The sequence below is a fragment of the Streptomyces bicolor genome (assembly GCF_000719285.1).
GTDB classification, from domain to species: domain Bacteria; phylum Actinomycetota; class Actinomycetes; order Streptomycetales; family Streptomycetaceae; genus Streptomyces; species Streptomyces bicolor.
Window position 1 is genome coordinate 154395 of record NZ_JOFS01000010.1, and the last position, 17944, is coordinate 172338.

A 17944-nucleotide genomic window follows, 5' to 3' on the forward strand; every position below is an offset into this window, starting at 1 on the left:
GTAAACGGCTGAGTGCCCATGCATGGTTCCCAAACGCACAAAGGGGGCAGATTGGTGTGGTGCGCGTCACCTTGAGACGATGATGGTGTGCCTGGAGTTGCGGTGACACGTTCAGGATCGTCACCGTTTCGGCGGTCTGAACGGCCGGGTACTTGCGCGATCCGTCCCGCCCGTGTGGACTACGGCCAATGCTTCGCGCACGCGCGTGGCTGAGTTATTCCCAAGACATGATCAGGAGGCAACCCGTGAGCGCGACCGCGGACCACGCGGAGGAGCGGACGAACCCTGCCGTCAGGCTGGGGTTCCAGCCCGAGCAGGTGGTCCAGGAGATCGGCTACGACGAGGACGTAGACCAGGAACTCCGCGAGGCCATTGAGGAAGTCGTCGGCAACGAGCTCGTGGACGAGGACTACGACGACGTCGCCGATGCCGTGGTGCTGTGGTTCCGCGACGAGGACGGCGACCTGACGGATGCGCTGGTGGACGCCACCACGTACATCGAAGAGGGCGGCTCGATCCTTCTGCTCACGCCGAAGACCGGCCGTGACGGCTACGTGGAGCCCAGCGACATCTCGGAAGCCGCGACGACGGCGGGTCTGTCGGCGTCCAAGAGTGTCAGCGTCGGCAAGGACTGGAGCGGCAGCCGGCTGGTGACGCCGAAGGCCGCCAAGACCAAGAAGTAACCGGTGACGGTACCGGGCCGGGCCGAAAGGCCCGGCCCGGCCTCCTGCACGGGCCCCGGTGGCCGCTGCATAGGGTGGGAGCCACCCGAACAGCCCCCACCGAAGGGACATCCACGCGATGGCGATCCAGGTCGGCGACAAGGCCCCCGACTTCGAGCTCAAGGACAACCACGGCAGGGCCGTGAAGCTCTCCGACTTCCGTGGTTCCAAGAACGTCGTCCTGCTCTTCTACCCCTTCGCCTTCACCGGCGTGTGCACCGGCGAGCTGTGCGAGGTGCGCGACAACCTGCCGCAGTTCTCCGACCGCGACACCCAGGTGCTCGCCGTCTCCAACGACTCCATCCACACCCTGCGCGTCTTCGCCGAGCAGGAGGGCCTGGAGTACCCGCTGCTCAGCGACTTCTGGCCGCACGGCGAGGTCAGCCGCGCCTACGGCGTCTTCGCCGAGGACAAGGGCTGCGCGGTGCGCGGCACCTTCGTCATCGACAAGGAGGGCGTCGTCCGCTGGACCGTCGTCAACGCCCTGCCCGACGCACGCGACCTGAACGAGTACGTCAAGGCGCTCGACACCCTCTGATCCCGTCCGATCCCGCCAGTGACCGACACCTGTGATTCTTCGGCATCAAGGCCTGCGTGCCACGGGAACCCGTCACTAGGATCGAGTCGTTGATCCGATATCACACGCACGGCGGGGCTCCCCGCCCCTGGAAACCAATGGAGGACTCGTGGGAGTCAGCCTCAGCAAGGGCGGCAACGTATCACTGAGCAAGGAGGCCCCGGGCCTCACTGCGGTCATCGTCGGTCTGGGGTGGGACGTCCGCACCACGACCGGCACCGACTTCGACCTGGACGCCAGCGCACTGCTGCTGAACCCGGAGGGCAAGGTCGGCAGCGACGCCAACTTCGTCTTCTTCAACAACCTCAAGAGCGCCGACGGCTCCGTCGAGCACACCGGTGACAACCTCACCGGTGAGGGCGAGGGTGACGACGAGCAGATCAAGGTCAACCTCGCGGGCGTCCCGGCCGACGTCGAGAAGATCGTCTTCCCGGTCTCGATCTACGACGCCGAGAACCGTCAGCAGTCCTTCGGCCAGGTCCGCAACGCGTTCATCCGCGTCGTGAACCAGGCCGGCGGCGCCGAGATCGCCCGCTACGACCTCTCGGAGGACGCCTCCACCGAGACCGCGATGGTCTTCGGCGAGCTGTACCGGCACGGCGCGGAGTGGAAGTTCCGCGCCATCGGCCAGGGCTACGCCTCGGGTCTGCGCGGCATCGCGCAGGACTTCGGTGTGAACGTCTGAGTTCCACGACCCGGGCGCGAACGTCCGGGGCGTCACTGGCCGAGTCCGGCGCCGCATTCGTTTGGGTGCGGCGCCGGATGCGCAGGACAACCAAAGAAGCAACACCTGGGGAGGACAGCATCATGGGCGTCACGCTCGCCAAGGGGGGCAATGTCTCCCTGTCCAAGGCCGCACCGAACCTCGCACAGGTGATGATCGGGCTCGGCTGGGACGCACGCTCCACCACCGGAGCCGACTTCGACCTCGACGCCAGCGCCCTGATGTGCAACGGCGGACGGGTCATGGGCGATGAGTGGTTCGTCTTCTACAACCAGCTCAAGAGCCCGGACGGGTCGGTGGAGCACACCGGGGACAACCTCACCGGCGAGGGCGACGGCGACGACGAGTCGATCCTGATCGACCTCTCCAAGGTGCCCGCCGCCTGCGACAAGATCGTCTTCCCGGTCTCCATCCACATGGCCGACGAACGCGGCCAGACCTTCGGCCAGGTGTCCAACGCCTTCATCCGCGTGGTCAACCAGGCCGACGGCCAGGAACTCGCCCGCTACGACCTGAGCGAGGACGCTTCCACCGAGACCGCCATGATCTTCGGCGAGGTGTACCGCTACCAGGGAGAATGGAAGTTCCGGGCGGTGGGCCAGGGGTACGCGTCGGGTCTCAGGGGCATCGCACTGGACTTCGGAGTCAACGTCTCATAACGCGATATGAGCAAAACTCGGGGCCCCGTGGGGTGTGAAGGGTGGCCGACTAGACTTCGACTTCAAAAGTTCGTAAAGCCGAGTGCGGCGCGCGGGAGCCCCGTACACACAGGATTGGGTTGCCAGTGGTTCTGAAAACCTTCGGCTGGTCGTTCGCGGTCACCGCGCTCGGCCTCGTTGCAGCGGTCCTCTTCGGGGGGTGGACCGCCTTCGGCATCGTGGCGATCCTCTCCATCCTCGAGATCTCGCTGTCGTTCGACAACGCGGTGGTCAACGCCGGAATCCTGAAGAAGATGAATGCCTTCTGGCAGAAGATCTTCCTCACCATCGGCATCCTGATCGCCGTCTTCGGCATGCGACTGGTCTTCCCCGTCGTGATCGTCGCCGTCACCGCCTCGATGGGCCCGATCGAGGCCGTCGACCTCGCGCTCACGGACAAGGACCGGTACGAGCAGCTCGTCACCGACGCGCACCCGGCCATCGCCGCCTTCGGTGGCATGTTCCTGCTGATGATCTTCCTCGACTTCATCTTCGAGGACCGCGACATCAAGTGGCTCGGCTGGCTGGAGCGGCCGCTGTCCAAGCTCGGCAAGATCGACATGCTGTCGGTCTGCGTCGCGCTGATCGTCCTGCTGATCACCGCCATGACCTTCGCGACCCACGCCCACCTGCACGCCGGGCCCGCCGACAAGGCGGAGACGGTTCTCCTCTCCGGCATCGCGGGTCTCATCACGTACATGGTCGTCGGCGGTCTCTCCGGCTACTTCGAGGACAAGCTCGAGGAAGAGGAGGAGCGCGAGCACGAGGCGGAGGAAGAGGCCGTCCGCAGCGGCAAGCCGCGCTCGGCGGTTGCCCTGGCCGGCAAGGCCGCGTTCTTCATGTTCCTCTACCTGGAGGTCCTGGACGCGTCCTTCTCCTTCGACGGTGTGATCGGCGCCTTCGCCATCACCAACGACATCGTGCTGATGGCGCTCGGCCTCGGCATCGGCGCCATGTACGTCCGGTCGCTGACGGTCTACCTGGTCCGTCAGGGCACCCTCGACGACTACGTCTACCTGGAGCACGGCGCGCACTACGCGATCGGCGCCCTCGCCGCGATCCTGCTGATCACCATCCAGTACGAGATCAGCGAGATCATCACCGGCATGATCGGCGTCGTCCTGATCGGCGCGTCCTTCTGGTCCTCCGTGCGCCGCAACCGCGCGATCGCGGCGGCCGAGGGAAAAGCGGAGGCCTCGGACGAGAAGACTGAGGTCTCGTCCGGGGTGTGACAGCCCTGCGGGTGAGGAACGCTCTGAGCGGGGCGGCCGGGCCTCCGGCCGCCCCGCCGGTTTTTCCAAGTGAACGCGGATCTTTCGTGGGGAACGCGGGTCTTTCGTGGGACGTGGGGGCGGAATGGGCTTCTTGGACGGGCTCTGGCGGGGCCGGGCGGCCGAGTTCGACTCGGGCAGCGCGTCGACGAACTCGATCGAGCTGACGAAACGGCACGACCGGGTCTCGCTCACCAAGCAGGGCGCTGCGACCGGGCATCTGCGGATCAATCTGACCTGGCGGATGCGGACGTCCGACATCGGAGGCTCACAGCGGGAGAGCCTGCTGCGGCATCCGTTCAAGGCGCTGAAGCCGCCGGAGGTGCTCGGGCACAGCCAGAGCATGGTCAACGTCGACCTCGACCTCGGGGCCCTGTATGAGCTGACGGACGGGACGAAGGGCGTCGTCCAGCCGCTGGGCGGGTTCCTCGGGGAGATCAACGCGCCGCCGTACGTGAAGCTCAGCGGGGACGACCGGTTCGGGTCGGCGTCCGGGGAGACGATCTACGTCAACCTTGATCATCGGGAGAACATCAAGCGTCTGCTGGTCTTCGTGTACATCTATGACCAGACGCCGGCGTTCGACCGTACGCATGCGATCGTCACGCTGTATCCGAGCAATGGACCCCGGATCGAGATAGGTCTCGATGAGCGGCATCCGCAGGCTCGGTCATGTGCGGTGGTGATGATCGAGAACGTCAAGGGGGAGCTGTGGGTGCGGCGTGAGGTGAAGTTCGTGTACGGCTTCCAGGCCGAGTTGGATCGGTTGTTCGGGTGGGGGCTGCAGTGGGGGCGCGGATACAAGACCAAAGCGGAGCGCTGACGCGGGGTCCTGGCCGGTGCGACCAGCTGACGCGGGGTCTTGGCCGGTGGGCCCGAGAGCTCCGGGCCGTGGGCTGTGTGGCGGCTGCGGGCGGGTGGTGGTCCGTCGCGCAGTTCCCCGCGCCCCTGGAGGGCGTATCCCTTACCGCCCGATGAATTGCGGGCCCTGTGGCGGCAGGCGGAACTCCTGGTTCGCTGCCGCCGTCACGGGGGGCGGGTAACCGTAGCCCGACTGGGCCGCGGCCGGCTGGCTGGTCGGCTGGGGGTAGCCGTAGGCCGGCTGCGTTGCCGGGGGCTGCTGGGGGTAGCCGTACGACGGCTGGGGCGGGACCGTTGTCGTCGGCTGTTCCGGTGGGAGCGGCTGGGAGACCTCCGGGGCCGGGGCCGGTGCCTGCTGGGCTGCCGCCGGCTCCTGCATCGCCTCCGACTCGTCCACCGAAATGCCGAAGTCCACGGCCAGGCCCTTGAGGCCGTTCGCGTAGCCCTCGCCCAGGGCGCGGAACTTCCAGGTCTCGCCGCGGCGGTACAGCTCGCCGCAGATCAGGGCGGTCTCCTCACCGGTCTCCGGCTTGATGTCGAAGTACGCCAGCGGATCGGCGTCGGCGGCTGAAGCGTCGTACAGCAGGATGCGCAGATCCCGTACGCGATCGAAGGCGACGCCGTCCGCCGAAGCGACCAGCAGAATCTGGCCGACGCCGGCCTCGACACCGGCGAGATCTGTCTGGATGGTGTCGGTGAGGCCCTCGGCCAGCCGCTTCTTGCCGAGCCGCCAGACCTTCCCGGAGGGGTGCCGGGGCTGGTTGTAGAAGACGAAGTCCTCGTCGGAGCGCACACGACCGTCGGGGCCGAGGAGCAGAGCCGAGGCGTCGACATCCGGGACCCCCTGCCCGGGCGTCCAGCGCAGCACGGCGCGTACCGTCGTGGCTTCGAGCGGGACGTTCGACCCCTTCAACATCGCGTGCGTCATGCGGCAATCCTGCCCTCTCCGTCCTGGTCACGACAACGCGGGGGTACTACCGGCCGTGCGCGGGCGTGTTTGTCCGCGTTACCAGAAATTCATGCCTGGCGGGAACCCCTGACATGGGTATCTACGTACTATTACCGGCCACCTGTGAACGGATCACAGGGGCCACTGAGCCGTCACGGGGGAGTTCTATGCGTCATTTCGGGCACATCGCCCCAGAGGTGCGGCAGCGCCTCTTCCACCAGGAGCCGTGCGAGTTCTCCGCGGACTCCCCGGGCCGGCTGCTCGCCGCGGCCCTGGGCGCCACGCTCTACAGTCCGGCCACCCGGCCGCGGCTCGCCGACGACATCGTCAAGCAGACCGGACGCGGCGTGGTCTCGATGGTGCTGTGCCTGGAGGACTCGATCGGTGACGAGGACGTGGCGGAGGGCGAGGAGAACCTCGTCCGGCAGTTCACCGACCTCGCCGCCCGTCCCGTGACGGGTCTGCCGCTGCTGTTCATCAGGGTCCGTACGCCCGAGCAGATCCCCGACCTCGTACGGCGGCTCGGCCCCGCCGTCCGGCTGCTGTCCGGATTCGTGCTGCCCAAGTTCACCGAAGAGCGCGGCATGCCCTTCCTGGAGGCTCTCGCGAGCGCCGAGGCCCACAGCGGGCGCCGCCTGTTCGCCATGCCGGTGCTGGAGTCGCCCGAGCTGCTCTACCGCGAGTCGCGCGTGGAGACCCTGGAGGGCATCTCCCGCGCCGTCGACAAGTACCGCGAGCGGGTGCTGGCGCTGCGCCTGGGCGTCACCGACTTCTGCTCCTCGTACGGCCTTCGCCGCGCCCCCGACATGACCGCGTACGACGTCCAGATCGTCGCCTCCGTGATCGCCGACGTGGTGAACATGCTGGGCAGAGCCGACGGCACCGGGTTCACGGTGACCGGGCCGGTGTGGGAGTACTTCCGGGTGCAGGAACGTATGTTCAAGCCCCAGCTGCGCCGCAGCCCCTTCCTGGAGGGCCAGGCCGAGGAACTGCGCGAGGCCCTCATCGAGCACTCCATGGACGGCCTCCTGCGCGAGATCACGCTGGACCACGCCAACGGCCTGCTCGGCAAGACCTGCATCCACCCCTCGCACGTGCTCCCGGTGCACGCGCTGTCCGTGGTCAGTCACGAGGAGTTCAGTGACGCCCAGGACATCCTGCGGCCCGAGCGCGGCGGCGGGGGTGTACTTCGGTCGCAGTACACGAACAAGATGAATGAGGTGAAACCGCACCGCGCCTGGGCCGAGCGGACCCTGCTGCGGGCCGAGGTTTTCGGTGTCGCCAACGAGGACATCGGCTTCGTGGAACTGCTCGCCGCCGGAATCCCGGCCTGACCGTTTCTCTATCCAAGGGACGCATGAACAACGCAGTGAACGACGGGGACTGGTCCGGCAGCTGGGTCGCCGAGCGGCTCGGAGTCCAGCTCGTGGGCGACGACGAGCTCACGGGGATGCTGGGGCTCGCCCTGCGCCGCAACCCCAAGCGGGCGCATCTGCTGGTCTCCAACGTGCTCGGCAAGCACGTACCGCAGTCACCCTCCGTGGTGTACGGCGCCGGCTTCGCCCTCGGCCGCCGGGTGCGGGACCTTCTGGGCGCCGACGAGGCCGCGAGGGCGGTCGTCCTCGGCTACGCGGAGACGGCGACCGGCCTCGGCCACTCCGTCGCCGACGGCATCGGCCTCGCGCCGTATCTGCACTCCACCCGCCGCCCCGTCGCCGGGGTCGCCCGCGCGGGCGGCTTCGAGGAGTCGCACTCACACGCCACGTCTCATCTTCTGTTGCCGGAGGACCCCGCGCTGCTGGTCGGGGACGGGCCGCTGGTGCTGGTCGACGACGAGTTCTCCACCGGGAACACGGTGCTGAACACCATCCGGGACCTTCACGAGCGGTATCCGCGGCGGCGGTACGTCGTGGTCGCGCTGGTCGACATGCGGTCGGCGGCGGATGCGGGGCGCCTCGCGGATTTCGCCGGGGAGATCGGCGCCCGGGTTGATTTGGTGGCGGCCGCCACGGGGACCGTACGGCTGCCTGAGGGGGTGCTGGAGAAGGGGCAGGAGTTGGTGGCGCGGTACGAGGCAGAGGGTGCCGCGGAGGGTGGTTCGTCGTCTGCGGCGCCGACGTGGCCGATCGCGCAGTTCCCCGCGCCCCTGAAGACGGGCGTTGCGGTGGCCGACCCTCCAGGGGCGCGGGGAACTGCGCGACCAGCCCCCACCGGCCCACACCCGGACGACAACCGCACCCACCCCCACATCACCCGCATAGACCTGCACTGGCCCCCCGGCCTCCCCGACGGCGGCCGCCACGGCTTCACCCCCGCCCACCGCGCCCGCCTCGAAGGCGCCCTCCCCGCCATGGCCGCCCGCCTGGCGGAGGCACTTCCCGCCGACACGCGCCGCGTCCTCGTACTCGGCTTCGAGGAGCTGATGTACGCCCCGCTCCGGCTCGCCCGTGAGCTGGAGCAGATCGCGGAGGGTGTCGAGGTCCGGTACTCCACCACCACCCGCTCACCCGTCCTCGCGGTCGACGACCCCGGCTACGCGATACGCACCCGCCTCGTCTTCCCGGCCCACGACGACCCGGCCGACGGCCCCGGCGAGCGCTACGCCTACAACGTCGCCGGCGCCGGTTTCGACGCCGTCATAGCCGTCGTCGACTCGACCGCCGACACCCCCGAACTGCACGCGCCCGAGGGCCTGCTGGCGCAGCTCGCCGCCCACACCCCGCATGTCCTGCTGGCGGTCGTACCGTCGTACGTCCCCGGACCCCTGGCCCTTCCCGACAGGTCCGTCCCCGAAAGGCACTCCATGCTGCCCGAGCCCCTCCGCGGCCCCGCCTTCTCCTCGTACGCCCCCGAAGAGGTCGGCTGGCTGCTGCAGGACCTCTCGGACGTGACACTGGAGGCGCCGACCGAGGAACGAGAGGAAGCCATCCAGAGCGGCGGCGCGCACTACGCGGAGTCGCTGCCGGTGGAGTACCAGCCGAGCGAGCAGTACCAGGCGCTGTTCCACGCCGCGCTGGAGGAGACGGCGGCACGGCTGGCGCAGGCGGCCGGCGCGGTCACCGAGATCGTCCTCGCCGAGCGGTCGCCGCGCCCAGTGCTCGTCTCCCTCGCCCGCGCAGGCACGCCCGTCGGCGTCCTCATGCGCCGCTGGGCCCAGTTCCGGCACGGCCTCGAACTCCCGCACTACGCCGTGTCGATCGTGCGCGGCCGCGGCATCGACGCCAACGCGCTGCGCTGGCTCGCCGGGCACCACGACCCGCGTGACGTCGTCTTCGTCGACGGCTGGACCGGCAAGGGCGCCATCACCCGCGAACTGGCCGCCGCGCTGGAGGAGTTCGAGAAGTCCGACGGCATCACCGGCTTCGACCCGGAGATCGCCGTACTGGCCGACCCGGGCTCCTGCGTGCGGACGTACGGCACCCGTGACGACTACCTCATCCCGTCCGCGTGCCTCAACTCCACGGTCTCCGGCCTGATTTCACGCACCGTCCTGCGCGCCGACCTGGTCGGCCCGCACGACTACCACGGCGCGAAGTTCTACCGCGAACTCGCCGGCGCCGACGTGTCCGTGGCCTTCCTGGACGCCGTCTCCGCCCGCTTCCCGGAGGTCGTGGACGCCGTCGACGCGACGGCAAAGGAGCTGCTGTCCGGCGACCGCGAGCCGACCTGGGAGGGCTGGGCCGCCGTCGAGCGCATCAGCGAGGAGTACGGCATCCACGACGTGAACCTCGTCAAGCCGGGCGTCGGCGAGACCACACGCGTGCTGCTGCGCCGCGTGCCCTGGAAGATCCTCGCGCGGGCCGGGGCCGGCGCCGACCTGGACCATGTACGACTGCTGGCCGAACAGAGAGGGGTACCGGTGGAAGAGGTGGCCGAACTGCCGTACACCTGCGTGGGGTTGATCCACCCCAAGTACACGCGGGGTGCGACGGGCGCCGACGGCAAGGCGGTGAACGTCTGATGCCGGTGCTGGTGGCGAGCGACCTCGACCGTACGCTGATCTACTCCGCAGCGGCCCTCGCGCTGACCATGCCGGACGCGCGGGCACCGAGGCTGCTGTGCGTGGAGGTGCACGAGAGCAAGCCGCTGTCGTACATGACCGAGACGGCGGCCCAGCTGCTCACCGAACTCGGCGACGCGGCGGTCTTCGTGCCGACGACGACCCGGACCCGCAAGCAGTACCAGCGCATCAACCTGCCGGGCCCCGCGCCGAAGTACGCGATCTGCGCCAACGGCGGCCACCTGCTGGTCGACGGAGTCTCCGACCCCGACTGGAACGCGCGGGTCACCGCCCATCTGGCCGAGCAGTGCGCGCCGCTCGCGGAGGTCCAGGACCACCTGATGGCGACCGCGTCCCCGGCCTGGGTGCGCAAGCACCGCATCGCCGAGGACCTCTTCGCCTACCTGGTCGTCGAGCGCGAGCTGCTGCCCGAGGAGTGGGTGAAGGAACTCGCGGTGTGGGCGGAGAACCGCGGCTGGACGGTGTCACTGCAGGGCCGCAAGATCTACGCCGTGCCGAAGCCGCTCACCAAGAGCGCCGCCATGCACGAGGTGGCCCGGCGCACGGGGGCGGACCTGACGCTGGCGGCCGGTGACTCCTTGCTGGACGCCGATCTGCTGCTGGCCGCCGACAGGGGTTGGCGGCCGGGGCACGGGGAGCTGGCGGACGCCGAGTGGACGGCTCCGGCGGTCAGTGGGTTGCCGGAGCGGGGCGTGCTCGCGGGGGAGCGGATCCTGCGGGAGTTCTTGAAGATGACTCGCCCGGAAGCGCCCCGATAGGGGCGCGGGGAACTGCGCGATCAACCCCCACACACCCGCAGCCAACAACGCACCGCCTACCTAGCCGCAACAGCCCCCGCCGCAACACCCGCCGCCCCCGCCGCCCGCCCTGGGGGCGGGGGCCGGGGCGGAGGCCGTACCACCCACCGCAACCGTCGACAGGAGCTTGACCGTGTCGTCATGCCCCGCAGGGCAGCTCGCCGGCGCGGAAGACTCCGCCATAGGACGGCTCAGTTCAAACGTGTCGCCGCAGCTGCGGCACCGGTACTCGTAGCGAGGCATGCGCACAGGTTAACCGCCGCACGGGTCAGTGCCCGGCGCCGCGCTCCTCACGGATCTGCGCGACGACCCGCGCCACCGTCCGCCGCACCCCCTCCGTCTCGGTGAGGAAGTGCCAGTAGTCAGGGTGGCGCCCCTCCAGCGTGCCGATCGCCCGCTCCAGCCGTGCCACGGAGTCGTCCAGCGGGCGTGCGTGCCGCGGATCGGGGGTGTTCCGCCCGGCCATGGCCAGCCGCTGGGCGTCCCGGATCGCGAACCGCGTCCGGTCGATCTCCTGCTGCGGGTCCTTCTGCACGGCGTTCAGCCGGCGCAGCCGGTCACCCGCCGCGGACACCGACTCATCGGTGGAGTTCAGCAGTGCCCGCACCGTCGACAGCAGCGCGGTGGCGTCCGGCCAGCGTTGCTCGTCGCGCGCGGCCCGGGCCTCCTCCAGCTTCAACTCGGCCTGCCGTACGTTCTCCGCGGCACCGCCCGGGACGTTCTGCAGGTCCTGCCAGCAGGCTGCCGTGAACCGCCGCCGCAGCTCGCTCAGCACCGGCTCGACCTGCCCGGCACGGGTGGTGAGCGCCTGCGCGCGCGTCCGCAGCGAGACGAGCCGATGGTCGATCTCGGCCGCCCGCTCCGGCAGCCGCTCGGCCTCCGCCCGGACCGCCCCAGCCTCCCGCGCGACGCGCTCGGCACGGTCCAGGGTCTGCGGGACGCCGTGCTGCCCGGCACCCTGGTTCAGCTTGGTCAGCTCCGGGGCCAGGGCGGCGAGCCGGGCGGCGAGGTCGTCCGCCTTCAGCCCCGACGCCCGTACGGCGTCCAGGGCGTTCGACGCGGCGAGCAGGCCCTGCCGGGCGCGCTCGACGGCCGGGGCGAGGCGGGCCAGCTGGGTCTCGGCCTTCCCGAGCAGCGGCCCGAGCCCGTCCGCGAACCGGTCCAGCTCGCGCTTGACGTTGTCGAGCTCGTCCTTGGCCCTGGTCAGCTCGGTACGCGCGCGTGCGGCGGCCGAGGCCTCCAGGTCGTCGCGGTCGAGGTCGTGGGCGTCGACGGCGTTGATGTACTGGTGCGAGACCTCGTCGATACGCCGTCCGAGCGCCGCGAAGTCGCCGGTCGCCCGGCGGGCGGCGGGGGAGTCGTCCACGGCCGTGATCGTCTCGATCGAGATGCGCAGATCCCGCTGGGCGGTGTCCAGCTCGTAGAACGCGGCCGCCGCGGCGTCCTTCGCGGCCTGCGCCTCGGCTCGCTGACTCTCGGACCGCCCACCGAACCAGCGCCGGGTGCCGCCGCCGGCGAAGGCGGCGGGGAGGGCGAGGACGGCGACGAGCGGGAGGGCGGCGATCAGGGTGAGGGTGTCACGGAGGACGGGCCGTGGGAGGCCCCGCTCGGGGTGGTGCTGGCGCCGGCGCTGTGCGCGCGGCGCTGACGGCGAGTGCGGCTGCGGAGGTGTCGCCGTCACATCCCTCTCCCGTGCTGTCATTCACCCTGCCCGGTGTCATTCTCCCACCGGTTTAGGACGAACACACGGGCCGGTTAGTTCGCGGTTCGCACCGTGACTTTTCCGTCGCCGGTGCGGGCGGAGACCACATGGGCACTGGTGTCGTCCCGCGGCACGGACACGTCCACCGAGCCGTCGCCGGTCTCGGTCGTCACGCGGTACGTGGCCCGCGGCAGCTCGATCGTCACGGAGCCGTCGCCGCTGCGGGTCTCCACCAGGTCGGGCACGGTGGCGAGTTCGAGCCGCACCGAGCCGTCACCGGTCCTCGCCTTCACCTGCCGCGAGGAGACGTCGGAGACCCGCACGGAACCATCACCCGTCTCCAGGTCCAGCGGACCGGTGGAGTCGGTGACATGCACGGACCCGTCCCCCGTGTGAATGCTCAGCGCGTCGCGGAACCCCCGCGCCCGCACGCTCCCGTCCCGGTCCTCGACCTTCACGGTGACCCCGCGCGGCACCTCGATGCGGTGCTTGGCCGAGCAGTTGGCGATCATGCCCGAGCACTCCTCCCGCAACACCAGCCGGTCGTCCTCCATCGCCCACGTCACCTTCGGATCCGAACCGACCGCGACCGACCCCTTGAACCACCGGGTCACCTCGACCGTGCCCGCCTTGTTCCCCTCGGCCGCGACGATCTCCAGCGCCGAGTCGTCGGAGTCGACGGTCAGGGTCCGCCCCTCCAACGTGAAGGCCCGGTGCTCAGGCTCCTTGTCGTCCGAGGCGGAGGCCCCACAGGCGGCCACCCCGGCGACAAGCACGACGACGACTCCGGCAAGGGCGCCGCGGCGCCTCACCGACGCGGCGCGACCGGGAACGGTACGGGCCATGACGATCTCCCCCTGGGACTCTTTCGGGCCGACCTGCTCGGCCCGGGACTTCGACGGTGCTTCGACCGTACGGATCCCGGCTCCGCCGCGGGATCCGGCGGACTACCGGACTCGAGGTGGGGCTAGCCCCCGGTCCCGGGCGCCGGCGCTGTTGTGCCGTGATACCGGTTTGCAGGACCGGGCCCTGGGCAATGTAGGCTGTCGGCTTGTCCCGGGTGCGTAGCTCAGGGGTAGAGCGCCTGCCTTACAAGCAGGATGTCGGCGGTTCGAAACCGTCCGCGCCCACCAAGGATTGACCCAGCCCAGCTGGTGTTCCGCGGCCCTCGGAGAGATCTCCGGGGGCCGTTTCCGTGTGCCCGGAGCTCACCAGATGGCCAGTGAGGCGCTCGAAAACCAGTGGAGCGGCGTCGCTGTGCGCCAGTACCGTGCTGCCCGACCGAGTCGCCCAGGCAAGGACGTGCCGTTGTACACCGTGTGAGACCTCCCGAGAGCTGATCTGTCGCGCGTCGCGCATGCGCGCCGCGCTGCTTCTTGCTGCGGATTTCTCACTGAAACCGGTGTACTTCTGTGCTCAATACCTGGGCGGTCGTGCCCACCTGCCTGCCGCTTGTTCTCCGCCGTTGCCACGCGTGCGCGTGCGCGTGCGAGCGCTTCCGGGCGAACGGCAAATTTCGCGTCAACGCAAACCACAAGCTCCTCGACGCCTGGCTTCTCGTGCTCTGTACCGCTTGCGGGGACACGGCGAAGCTCACGGTCCTGGAGCGGATGAACGTGCGCTCCATACGACCTGATCTGCTGGAGCGCATGCATGACAACGACCCCGACCTGGCGGCCGAGCTGCTCCAGGATCCGGTCGTGCGGCGCCGTAACCGCATCGCCCTCGACTGGGACAAGGCCTGGCGTCTCGACACCGGCGGATCGGATCACCTGGACCGTGAGGTTTTCGACGTCTCGGTCCGTTTCGCGGCGCGGATCCCGGTCCGGCCCGTGCGACTGATCGCTGAAGGCTGCCGTCTTTCGCGGGCCGAGGTCGAGCGGCTGATCACGGAGGGCAAGCTCGTGTCGGCGGTCCGGTTGAGCGGCAAGCTCTCCGGCGACTTCACCTTCACGCTCAAGCGCTGAGCCCACCTCGGGGCGAGGGGCCTGTCCGGCGGGATCCGCCGGACAGGCCCTGGACGGTCGAGCGGTGCCCTAGACCGTCGAGTCCTGCTTCCAGTCCTGGACGAGGAGCCCGAGCAGCACCTCGTCCAGGAACTCGCCCATCACCCAGGCCGAGGAACGGAGCACGCCCTCGCGGACGAAGCCGTTGCGTTCGGCGGAGCGCAGCATCGCGTCGTTGTCCGACAGCGTCTCGATCTGGAGCCGCTGCAGGCCGCGCACGACGAACCCGTAGTGGCACAGCACCGCGACCACGTCGGTGCCGTAGCCCTTGCCGCGGGAGGCCGGCAATAGGCCCAGCCCGATGTGCGCGGACCGGTTGTGGTTGTCGATCCCCCACAGGTTCGCGCTGCCGACCAGCGTGCCGCCCTCCAACTCCACCACGGAGAACGGGACGTGCCCCTGTTCCTGGTTGTCCACCATGAGCCGCGGATCCTTGGCGCCGGGCGAGATCGGTCGCCACGGCCCGGCTTCGGCTCGCGAGGAGTTGACCACGTCGTCGTAGAGCTCGGCCCGCAGGACCGGTATGTCCTCCTCGTGCCGGGCCCTGAGCCCGACCTTTCTCCCTCTCAGCATCCAGGCTTCCTATCCGGTCGGACCGGCCGACGGCAAACCAATAAGTTCAGCTCTCGTCGGCCGCCGATGCCTCATGGGCGTGCTTCAGCCGCGTACGGGCGTCGACGCGTTCCGCGCCGGCCATCTCGGACCAGAAGCGGTGGCCGCTGACGAAGACCGCGAGTTCGTGTTCGCGTCGGCGGAGCTTTTCCACCTCGGCCTGTTCGTCCTCCGTCCAGCCGGGGGAGGCGGGGCGCTCGACCTTGCGCCAGCCGTTGTCGTCGTTGAATCCGTCCAGGGGCACGACCGACCAGGGCAGCCGCCTCAGCAGGGCCGACAGCTCGGCCCGGACCTGATGCAGCTCCTCCTGGCCGGCGAGGAGGTCACTCGGGAAGTCATAGGGCGTAGCCACGGCGCAATGCTACGCCTGTTCGAATTTGGGTTGCGAGCGCCTTTGGGTGGTTCATGCGAACGAGTGTGTGGGCGGATGATCGTTCCGCCCGGTCCGCCCGGTCGGCCCCGTGCGCCCCGTGAGCCCGGCTAGTGGCCGGCCTCCCTCAACTCGCCCACCAGGCGGGCCGTCACCGGCGCGGGCACCCCGTGCCGCTCCGCCGAGCGGAGCAACGCGCCGCCGATGGCGTCCAGTTCGAGGGGGCGGCCTGCCTCGGCGTCCCGCTGCATGGAGGACTTCGTACTGGGCGGGAAGGCGTCGTAGCGGGCGAGGGCCTGGGTGGGGTCGGCGGGGCCGCCGGAGGCGTGGCTGATGGCCGCCGTCTCCTCGACGAGGGACGTCAACTCCTCGCGGTGGCGCGTGCGTACGTCGCCGAGGGGGAGGGCGTGGCGGGTGGTGAGCAGGGCGAACGGGGCCAGGAAGGACATCTTCGCCCAGAGGGCGGCCGTTTCGTCGGGCAGGACGCGGGTGGTGGGTCCGGCCGCGTCCAGGGCCTGTGCGAGGGCGTTCAGGCGGTCGTGGGGGACGGTCTCGCCGGTGAGGTCGATCTCGGCGAAGGGGCTGGCGTGTTCGATCTCTCCGGGGGCGACGCGAGTCGACTCGGCGCGGATGACGGCGGGGGCGACGCGGTCGTGGCCGTATCGGGCGCGGAGGGACCGCGGGTGTTCCACTCCGTTCAGGAACGGTACGACCAGGGCGTCGCCCAGCGCGGTGGGCGGGACGCGGGTCAGGGCCGTGTCGAGGGCGGTGGCCTTGACCGTGATCAGGCAGGCGTCGACCGTCTCGCGGAGCTCGGTGTCCGCCTCGACCTCGGCCGTGAAGTCGCCGAACGGGCCGCTGCGGACGCGGATTCCAGTCGTACGCAGGGTCTTCGCGGTCTCGTCGCCGGCCAGGCAGATGACGCGGTGGCCGGCCCTGGACAGCAGCGCGGCGAGCAGGCCGCCTATGCCGCCCGGGCCCAGTATCGCCACGGTGAGTCGGTCGTTCGCCGTCATGTCGTTCGCCGTCATGCGGTTCCTCTCGTCGGTCGGCCCCTGGTGGTGGCCGCCTCTGAGGTGATCATGGCAGACAGGCCCGTCCCCGAGAGAGACTGTTAGGCATGTGCCGCAGCATCAAGACGCTTCGTCCGCCCGTGTTGCCCGAAGAGGCGACTGAGGAAGAGATCAGGGCCGCCGCCCTGCAGTACGTGCGCAAGGTCTCCGGCTTCCGGGCCCCGGCCGCGCACAACCGCGAGGTCTTCGACCACGCCGTGGATGCGATCGCCGAGGCCACGGCCGAGTTGCTCGGCGGGCTGGAGGTGCGGGGGGCGAGGGCGGCCCAGAAGGTCGGGTAGCGGGGGGTTGGTCGTGGGCTGCCCGGCGTGGGGCCCTGGCAGGGGATGGGGCGCGCGGCCGACGGCGCTGCAGCGCCCCAAGGGGCGCGGGGCTGTATCGATATGCATCGGGGCCTCCGTGCGCTCGGCGGGGGTCGTTCACCGTCGCCTCCCTCCGCCTCCCGCGCACTTCGGACGTGTTCCCGTCGTCCGGGGGGCCTGGGCCGCTCGCTCGGCGATGCCCGTGGGGGAGTGGCCGTCGAGGTAGGGGTAGGGACGACCTGGCCGCCCAGCTCTCCGCGAGCGGCGACTCCGGCAGGTCGGCCAGGGCGTAGTCGCCGTCCTTGGACCAGATGTGCGGGCGCCGCTGGGCTCCGCCGCGTGGGCGCGACCGGCCACCGGCCCCCAGCAGCCGCCATCGAACCCGAACCCAAGAGCTCTCAGGCGACCGGCTCAGCCGGCGCAGCGCCCCCGCATCAGATACGTCGCCACCGCCCCGGCCCCGAACAGCGCCGCCACCGACACGCCGGTCGCCAGCCACGTCGCGCCCAGCCATTGGGCGCCGAAGTAGCCGAGGGCCACGCTGTAGCTCGCCCAGGTGAGGCCCGCCAGGGCGGACCAGGGCAGGAAGTCGCGTGCGCTGCGGTGGGTGGCGCCGGCGCCCAGGGAGACGACCGAGCGGCCGGCGGGGGCGAATCGGGCCAGGACCACCAGGGCGCCGCCGCCTCGGGCCAACGCCGTGCCGAGACGTTCCTGCGCTGCTGTCAGGCGGCGGGAGCGGGCGATCGCGCGGTCGAGCCGGGCGCCGCCGCGCCGGGCGAGGCGGTAGGCGACGAGGTCGCCGAGGACGGACGCCGTAGCGGCGCAGAGCGTCAGGGCCAGGATGTCCGGGACCTCGCCGGGCACCTGTCCGGTCGCGGCACCCGAGCCCGCGGCCGCCGCGGTCGCCGCCATGATCACCAGTACTCCGCTGGGCAGGACCGGCAGGAACACGTCCAGCAGCACCGACAGTGCCACGACCGCGTAGATCCATGGGCCTGCCGTGAGCGAACCCACGTCCTCGAATCCGTCGAGCACCGCAACTCCCCGTTGACCCCCGTGGCCGGACCGTGCCGCGACGTCGTGGGGGAGCGGCAGGGGCGGCCTGTAACAGCCATACAGCGTACGCCTGGGGTGTGACAGGAGATTCATCGGGGGCTCGTGTGATCGGCACAACATGTTCACCGGGCCGCCCCTCGGCCAGCCCGCCAAAGGGAACGGCGCCCGTCCCCGCGTGAGTCTCGCGGGTACGGGCGCCGTCG

The 17944-nt window shown here is 70.2% G+C and carries 19 protein-coding genes and 1 tRNA gene; 12 read left to right on the forward strand and 8 right to left on the reverse strand.

Annotated elements, in window-relative coordinates; all coding sequences use genetic code 11:
• The first annotated feature begins 245 nt into the window (after positions 1 to 245).
• From IF78_RS0116185 to IF78_RS0116210, 6 genes are all read left to right on the forward strand, one after another.
• Positions 246 to 683 carry a DUF3052 domain-containing protein gene (locus IF78_RS0116185; protein WP_031476285.1) on the forward strand — a complete coding sequence of 146 codons (438 nt, stop codon included), beginning with the start codon at positions 246 to 248 and terminating at the stop codon, positions 681 to 683.
• A gap of 118 nt (positions 684 to 801) precedes the next feature.
• Positions 802 to 1260 (forward strand): peroxiredoxin, encoded by a 459-nt coding sequence (locus tag IF78_RS0116190; protein WP_031476287.1) that lies wholly within the window; start codon positions 802 to 804, stop codon positions 1258 to 1260.
• A gap of 148 nt (positions 1261 to 1408) precedes the next feature.
• Complete coding sequence (locus IF78_RS0116195; protein ID WP_031476289.1) at positions 1409 to 1984, forward strand: TerD family protein; 576 nt, start codon at positions 1409 to 1411, stop codon at positions 1982 to 1984.
• Between the two features lie 122 nt (positions 1985 to 2106).
• Positions 2107 to 2682, forward strand: a complete 576-nt coding sequence (locus tag IF78_RS0116200; protein ID WP_031476291.1) for a TerD family protein — start codon at positions 2107 to 2109, stop codon at positions 2680 to 2682.
• A gap of 125 nt (positions 2683 to 2807) precedes the next feature.
• A complete protein-coding gene (locus tag IF78_RS0116205) occupies positions 2808 to 3953 on the forward strand; it encodes a DUF475 domain-containing protein (protein ID WP_031476293.1) in 1146 nt (381 codons plus the stop codon).
• Between the two features lie 124 nt (positions 3954 to 4077).
• Positions 4078 to 4815 (forward strand): TerD family protein, encoded by a 738-nt coding sequence (locus tag IF78_RS0116210; protein ID WP_031476295.1) that lies wholly within the window; start codon positions 4078 to 4080, stop codon positions 4813 to 4815.
• A 141-nt stretch (positions 4816 to 4956) separates the two neighbouring features.
• Here IF78_RS0116210 and IF78_RS0116215 read toward each other — a convergent pair whose 3' ends face one another.
• Positions 4957 to 5781 (reverse strand): TerD family protein, encoded by an 825-nt coding sequence (locus tag IF78_RS0116215; RefSeq protein ID WP_031476297.1) that lies wholly within the window; start codon positions 5779 to 5781, stop codon positions 4957 to 4959.
• 188 nt (positions 5782 to 5969) lie between these two features.
• On the opposite strand from IF78_RS0116215, the gene IF78_RS0116220 reads away from it, so the two are divergent.
• Genes IF78_RS0116220 through IF78_RS0116230 form a run of 3 tightly spaced genes read left to right on the forward strand, consistent with a single transcriptional unit; the run spans position 5970 to position 10581 of the window.
• On the forward strand, positions 5970 to 7136 hold the full coding sequence (locus IF78_RS0116220; protein ID WP_031476299.1) for an HpcH/HpaI aldolase/citrate lyase family protein: 1167 nt from the start codon (positions 5970 to 5972) through the stop codon (positions 7134 to 7136).
• 23 nt (positions 7137 to 7159) lie between these two features.
• Positions 7160 to 9763, forward strand: coding sequence for a phosphoribosyltransferase (locus tag IF78_RS0116225; protein WP_031476301.1), 2604 nt, complete (start codon positions 7160 to 7162; stop codon positions 9761 to 9763).
• Positions 9763 to 10581, forward strand: coding sequence for an HAD family hydrolase (locus tag IF78_RS0116230; protein WP_031476303.1), 819 nt, complete (start codon positions 9763 to 9765; stop codon positions 10579 to 10581). Before IF78_RS0116225 ends, IF78_RS0116230 begins: the two co-directional genes overlap by 1 nt.
• Before the next feature lie 60 nt (positions 10582 to 10641).
• Here the strand turns inward: IF78_RS0116230 and IF78_RS46130 are convergent, their stop codons facing one another.
• From IF78_RS46130 to IF78_RS0116240, 3 genes are all read right to left on the reverse strand, one after another.
• Complete coding sequence (locus IF78_RS46130) at positions 10642 to 10863, reverse strand: FmdB family zinc ribbon protein (protein ID WP_037640570.1); 222 nt, start codon at positions 10861 to 10863, stop codon at positions 10642 to 10644.
• A gap of 25 nt (positions 10864 to 10888) precedes the next feature.
• The gene (locus IF78_RS0116235) at positions 10889 to 12301 is read right to left on the reverse strand and encodes a hypothetical protein (protein WP_031476305.1); all 1413 of its coding nucleotides are present in this window, start codon (positions 12299 to 12301) and stop codon (positions 10889 to 10891) included.
• Between the two features lie 74 nt (positions 12302 to 12375).
• On the reverse strand, positions 12376 to 13167 hold the full coding sequence (locus IF78_RS0116240; RefSeq protein WP_031476307.1) for a DUF4097 family beta strand repeat-containing protein: 792 nt from the start codon (positions 13165 to 13167) through the stop codon (positions 12376 to 12378).
• A gap of 213 nt (positions 13168 to 13380) precedes the next feature.
• On the opposite strand from IF78_RS0116240, the gene IF78_RS0116245 reads away from it, so the two are divergent.
• Positions 13381 to 13455, forward strand: a tRNA-Val gene (locus IF78_RS0116245).
• 279 nt (positions 13456 to 13734) lie between these two features.
• Positions 13735 to 14289 carry a DUF1062 domain-containing protein gene (locus tag IF78_RS0116250; RefSeq protein WP_031476309.1) on the forward strand — a complete coding sequence of 185 codons (555 nt, stop codon included), beginning with the start codon at positions 13735 to 13737 and terminating at the stop codon, positions 14287 to 14289.
• Positions 14290 to 14358: 69 nt separating this feature from the next.
• Here the strand turns inward: IF78_RS0116250 and IF78_RS0116255 are convergent, their stop codons facing one another.
• The 3 genes from IF78_RS0116255 to IF78_RS0116265 all read right to left on the reverse strand — a co-directional run bounded on the left by IF78_RS0116255 (position 14359) and on the right by IF78_RS0116265 (position 16341).
• Positions 14359 to 14901: a GNAT family N-acetyltransferase gene (locus IF78_RS0116255; protein ID WP_031476310.1), complete on the reverse strand. Its 543-nt coding sequence runs from the start codon at positions 14899 to 14901 to the stop codon at positions 14359 to 14361.
• A gap of 46 nt (positions 14902 to 14947) precedes the next feature.
• Positions 14948 to 15292 (reverse strand): hypothetical protein, encoded by a 345-nt coding sequence (locus IF78_RS0116260; protein ID WP_031476311.1) that lies wholly within the window; start codon positions 15290 to 15292, stop codon positions 14948 to 14950.
• Positions 15293 to 15420: 128 nt separating this feature from the next.
• Positions 15421 to 16341: a ketopantoate reductase family protein gene (locus IF78_RS0116265; RefSeq protein WP_037640573.1), complete on the reverse strand. Its 921-nt coding sequence runs from the start codon at positions 16339 to 16341 to the stop codon at positions 15421 to 15423.
• Positions 16342 to 16430: 89 nt separating this feature from the next.
• Here IF78_RS0116265 and IF78_RS0116270 point away from each other — a divergent pair, with 89 nt between their 5' ends.
• Positions 16431 to 16664: a DUF2277 domain-containing protein gene (locus IF78_RS0116270; protein WP_031476315.1), complete on the forward strand. Its 234-nt coding sequence runs from the start codon at positions 16431 to 16433 to the stop codon at positions 16662 to 16664.
• A gap of 432 nt (positions 16665 to 17096) precedes the next feature.
• On the opposite strand, the gene IF78_RS0116275 is transcribed toward IF78_RS0116270, so the two are convergent.
• Positions 17097 to 17720: a DedA family protein gene (locus tag IF78_RS0116275; RefSeq protein WP_031476317.1), complete on the reverse strand. Its 624-nt coding sequence runs from the start codon at positions 17718 to 17720 to the stop codon at positions 17097 to 17099.
• Positions 17721 to 17944: the final 224 nt, after the last annotated feature.

Coding starts and splice junctions, on each gene's coding strand:
- IF78_RS0116190 (WP_031476287.1), top strand. CDS start 802: ATGGCGATCCAGGTCGGCGACAAGGCCCCCGACTTCGAGCTCAAGGAC.
- IF78_RS0116200 (WP_031476291.1), top strand. CDS start 2,107: ATGGGCGTCACGCTCGCCAAGGGGGGCAATGTCTCCCTGTCCAAGGCC.
- IF78_RS0116210 (WP_031476295.1), top strand. CDS start 4,078: ATGGGCTTCTTGGACGGGCTCTGGCGGGGCCGGGCGGCCGAGTTCGAC.
- IF78_RS0116215 (WP_031476297.1), bottom strand. CDS start 5,781: ATGACGCACGCGATGTTGAAGGGGTCGAACGTCCCGCTCGAAGCCACG.
- IF78_RS0116220 (WP_031476299.1), top strand. CDS start 5,970: ATGCGTCATTTCGGGCACATCGCCCCAGAGGTGCGGCAGCGCCTCTTC.
- IF78_RS0116225 (WP_031476301.1), top strand. CDS start 7,160: ATGAACAACGCAGTGAACGACGGGGACTGGTCCGGCAGCTGGGTCGCC.
- IF78_RS0116230 (WP_031476303.1), top strand. CDS start 9,763: ATGCCGGTGCTGGTGGCGAGCGACCTCGACCGTACGCTGATCTACTCC.
- IF78_RS46130 (WP_037640570.1), bottom strand. CDS start 10,863: ATGCCTCGCTACGAGTACCGGTGCCGCAGCTGCGGCGACACGTTTGAA.
- IF78_RS0116240 (WP_031476307.1), bottom strand. CDS start 13,167: ATGGCCCGTACCGTTCCCGGTCGCGCCGCGTCGGTGAGGCGCCGCGGC.
- IF78_RS0116255 (WP_031476310.1), bottom strand. CDS start 14,901: ATGCTGAGAGGGAGAAAGGTCGGGCTCAGGGCCCGGCACGAGGAGGAC.
- IF78_RS0116265 (WP_037640573.1), bottom strand. CDS start 16,341: ATGACGGCGAACGACATGACGGCGAACGACCGACTCACCGTGGCGATA.
- IF78_RS0116270 (WP_031476315.1), top strand. CDS start 16,431: ATGTGCCGCAGCATCAAGACGCTTCGTCCGCCCGTGTTGCCCGAAGAG.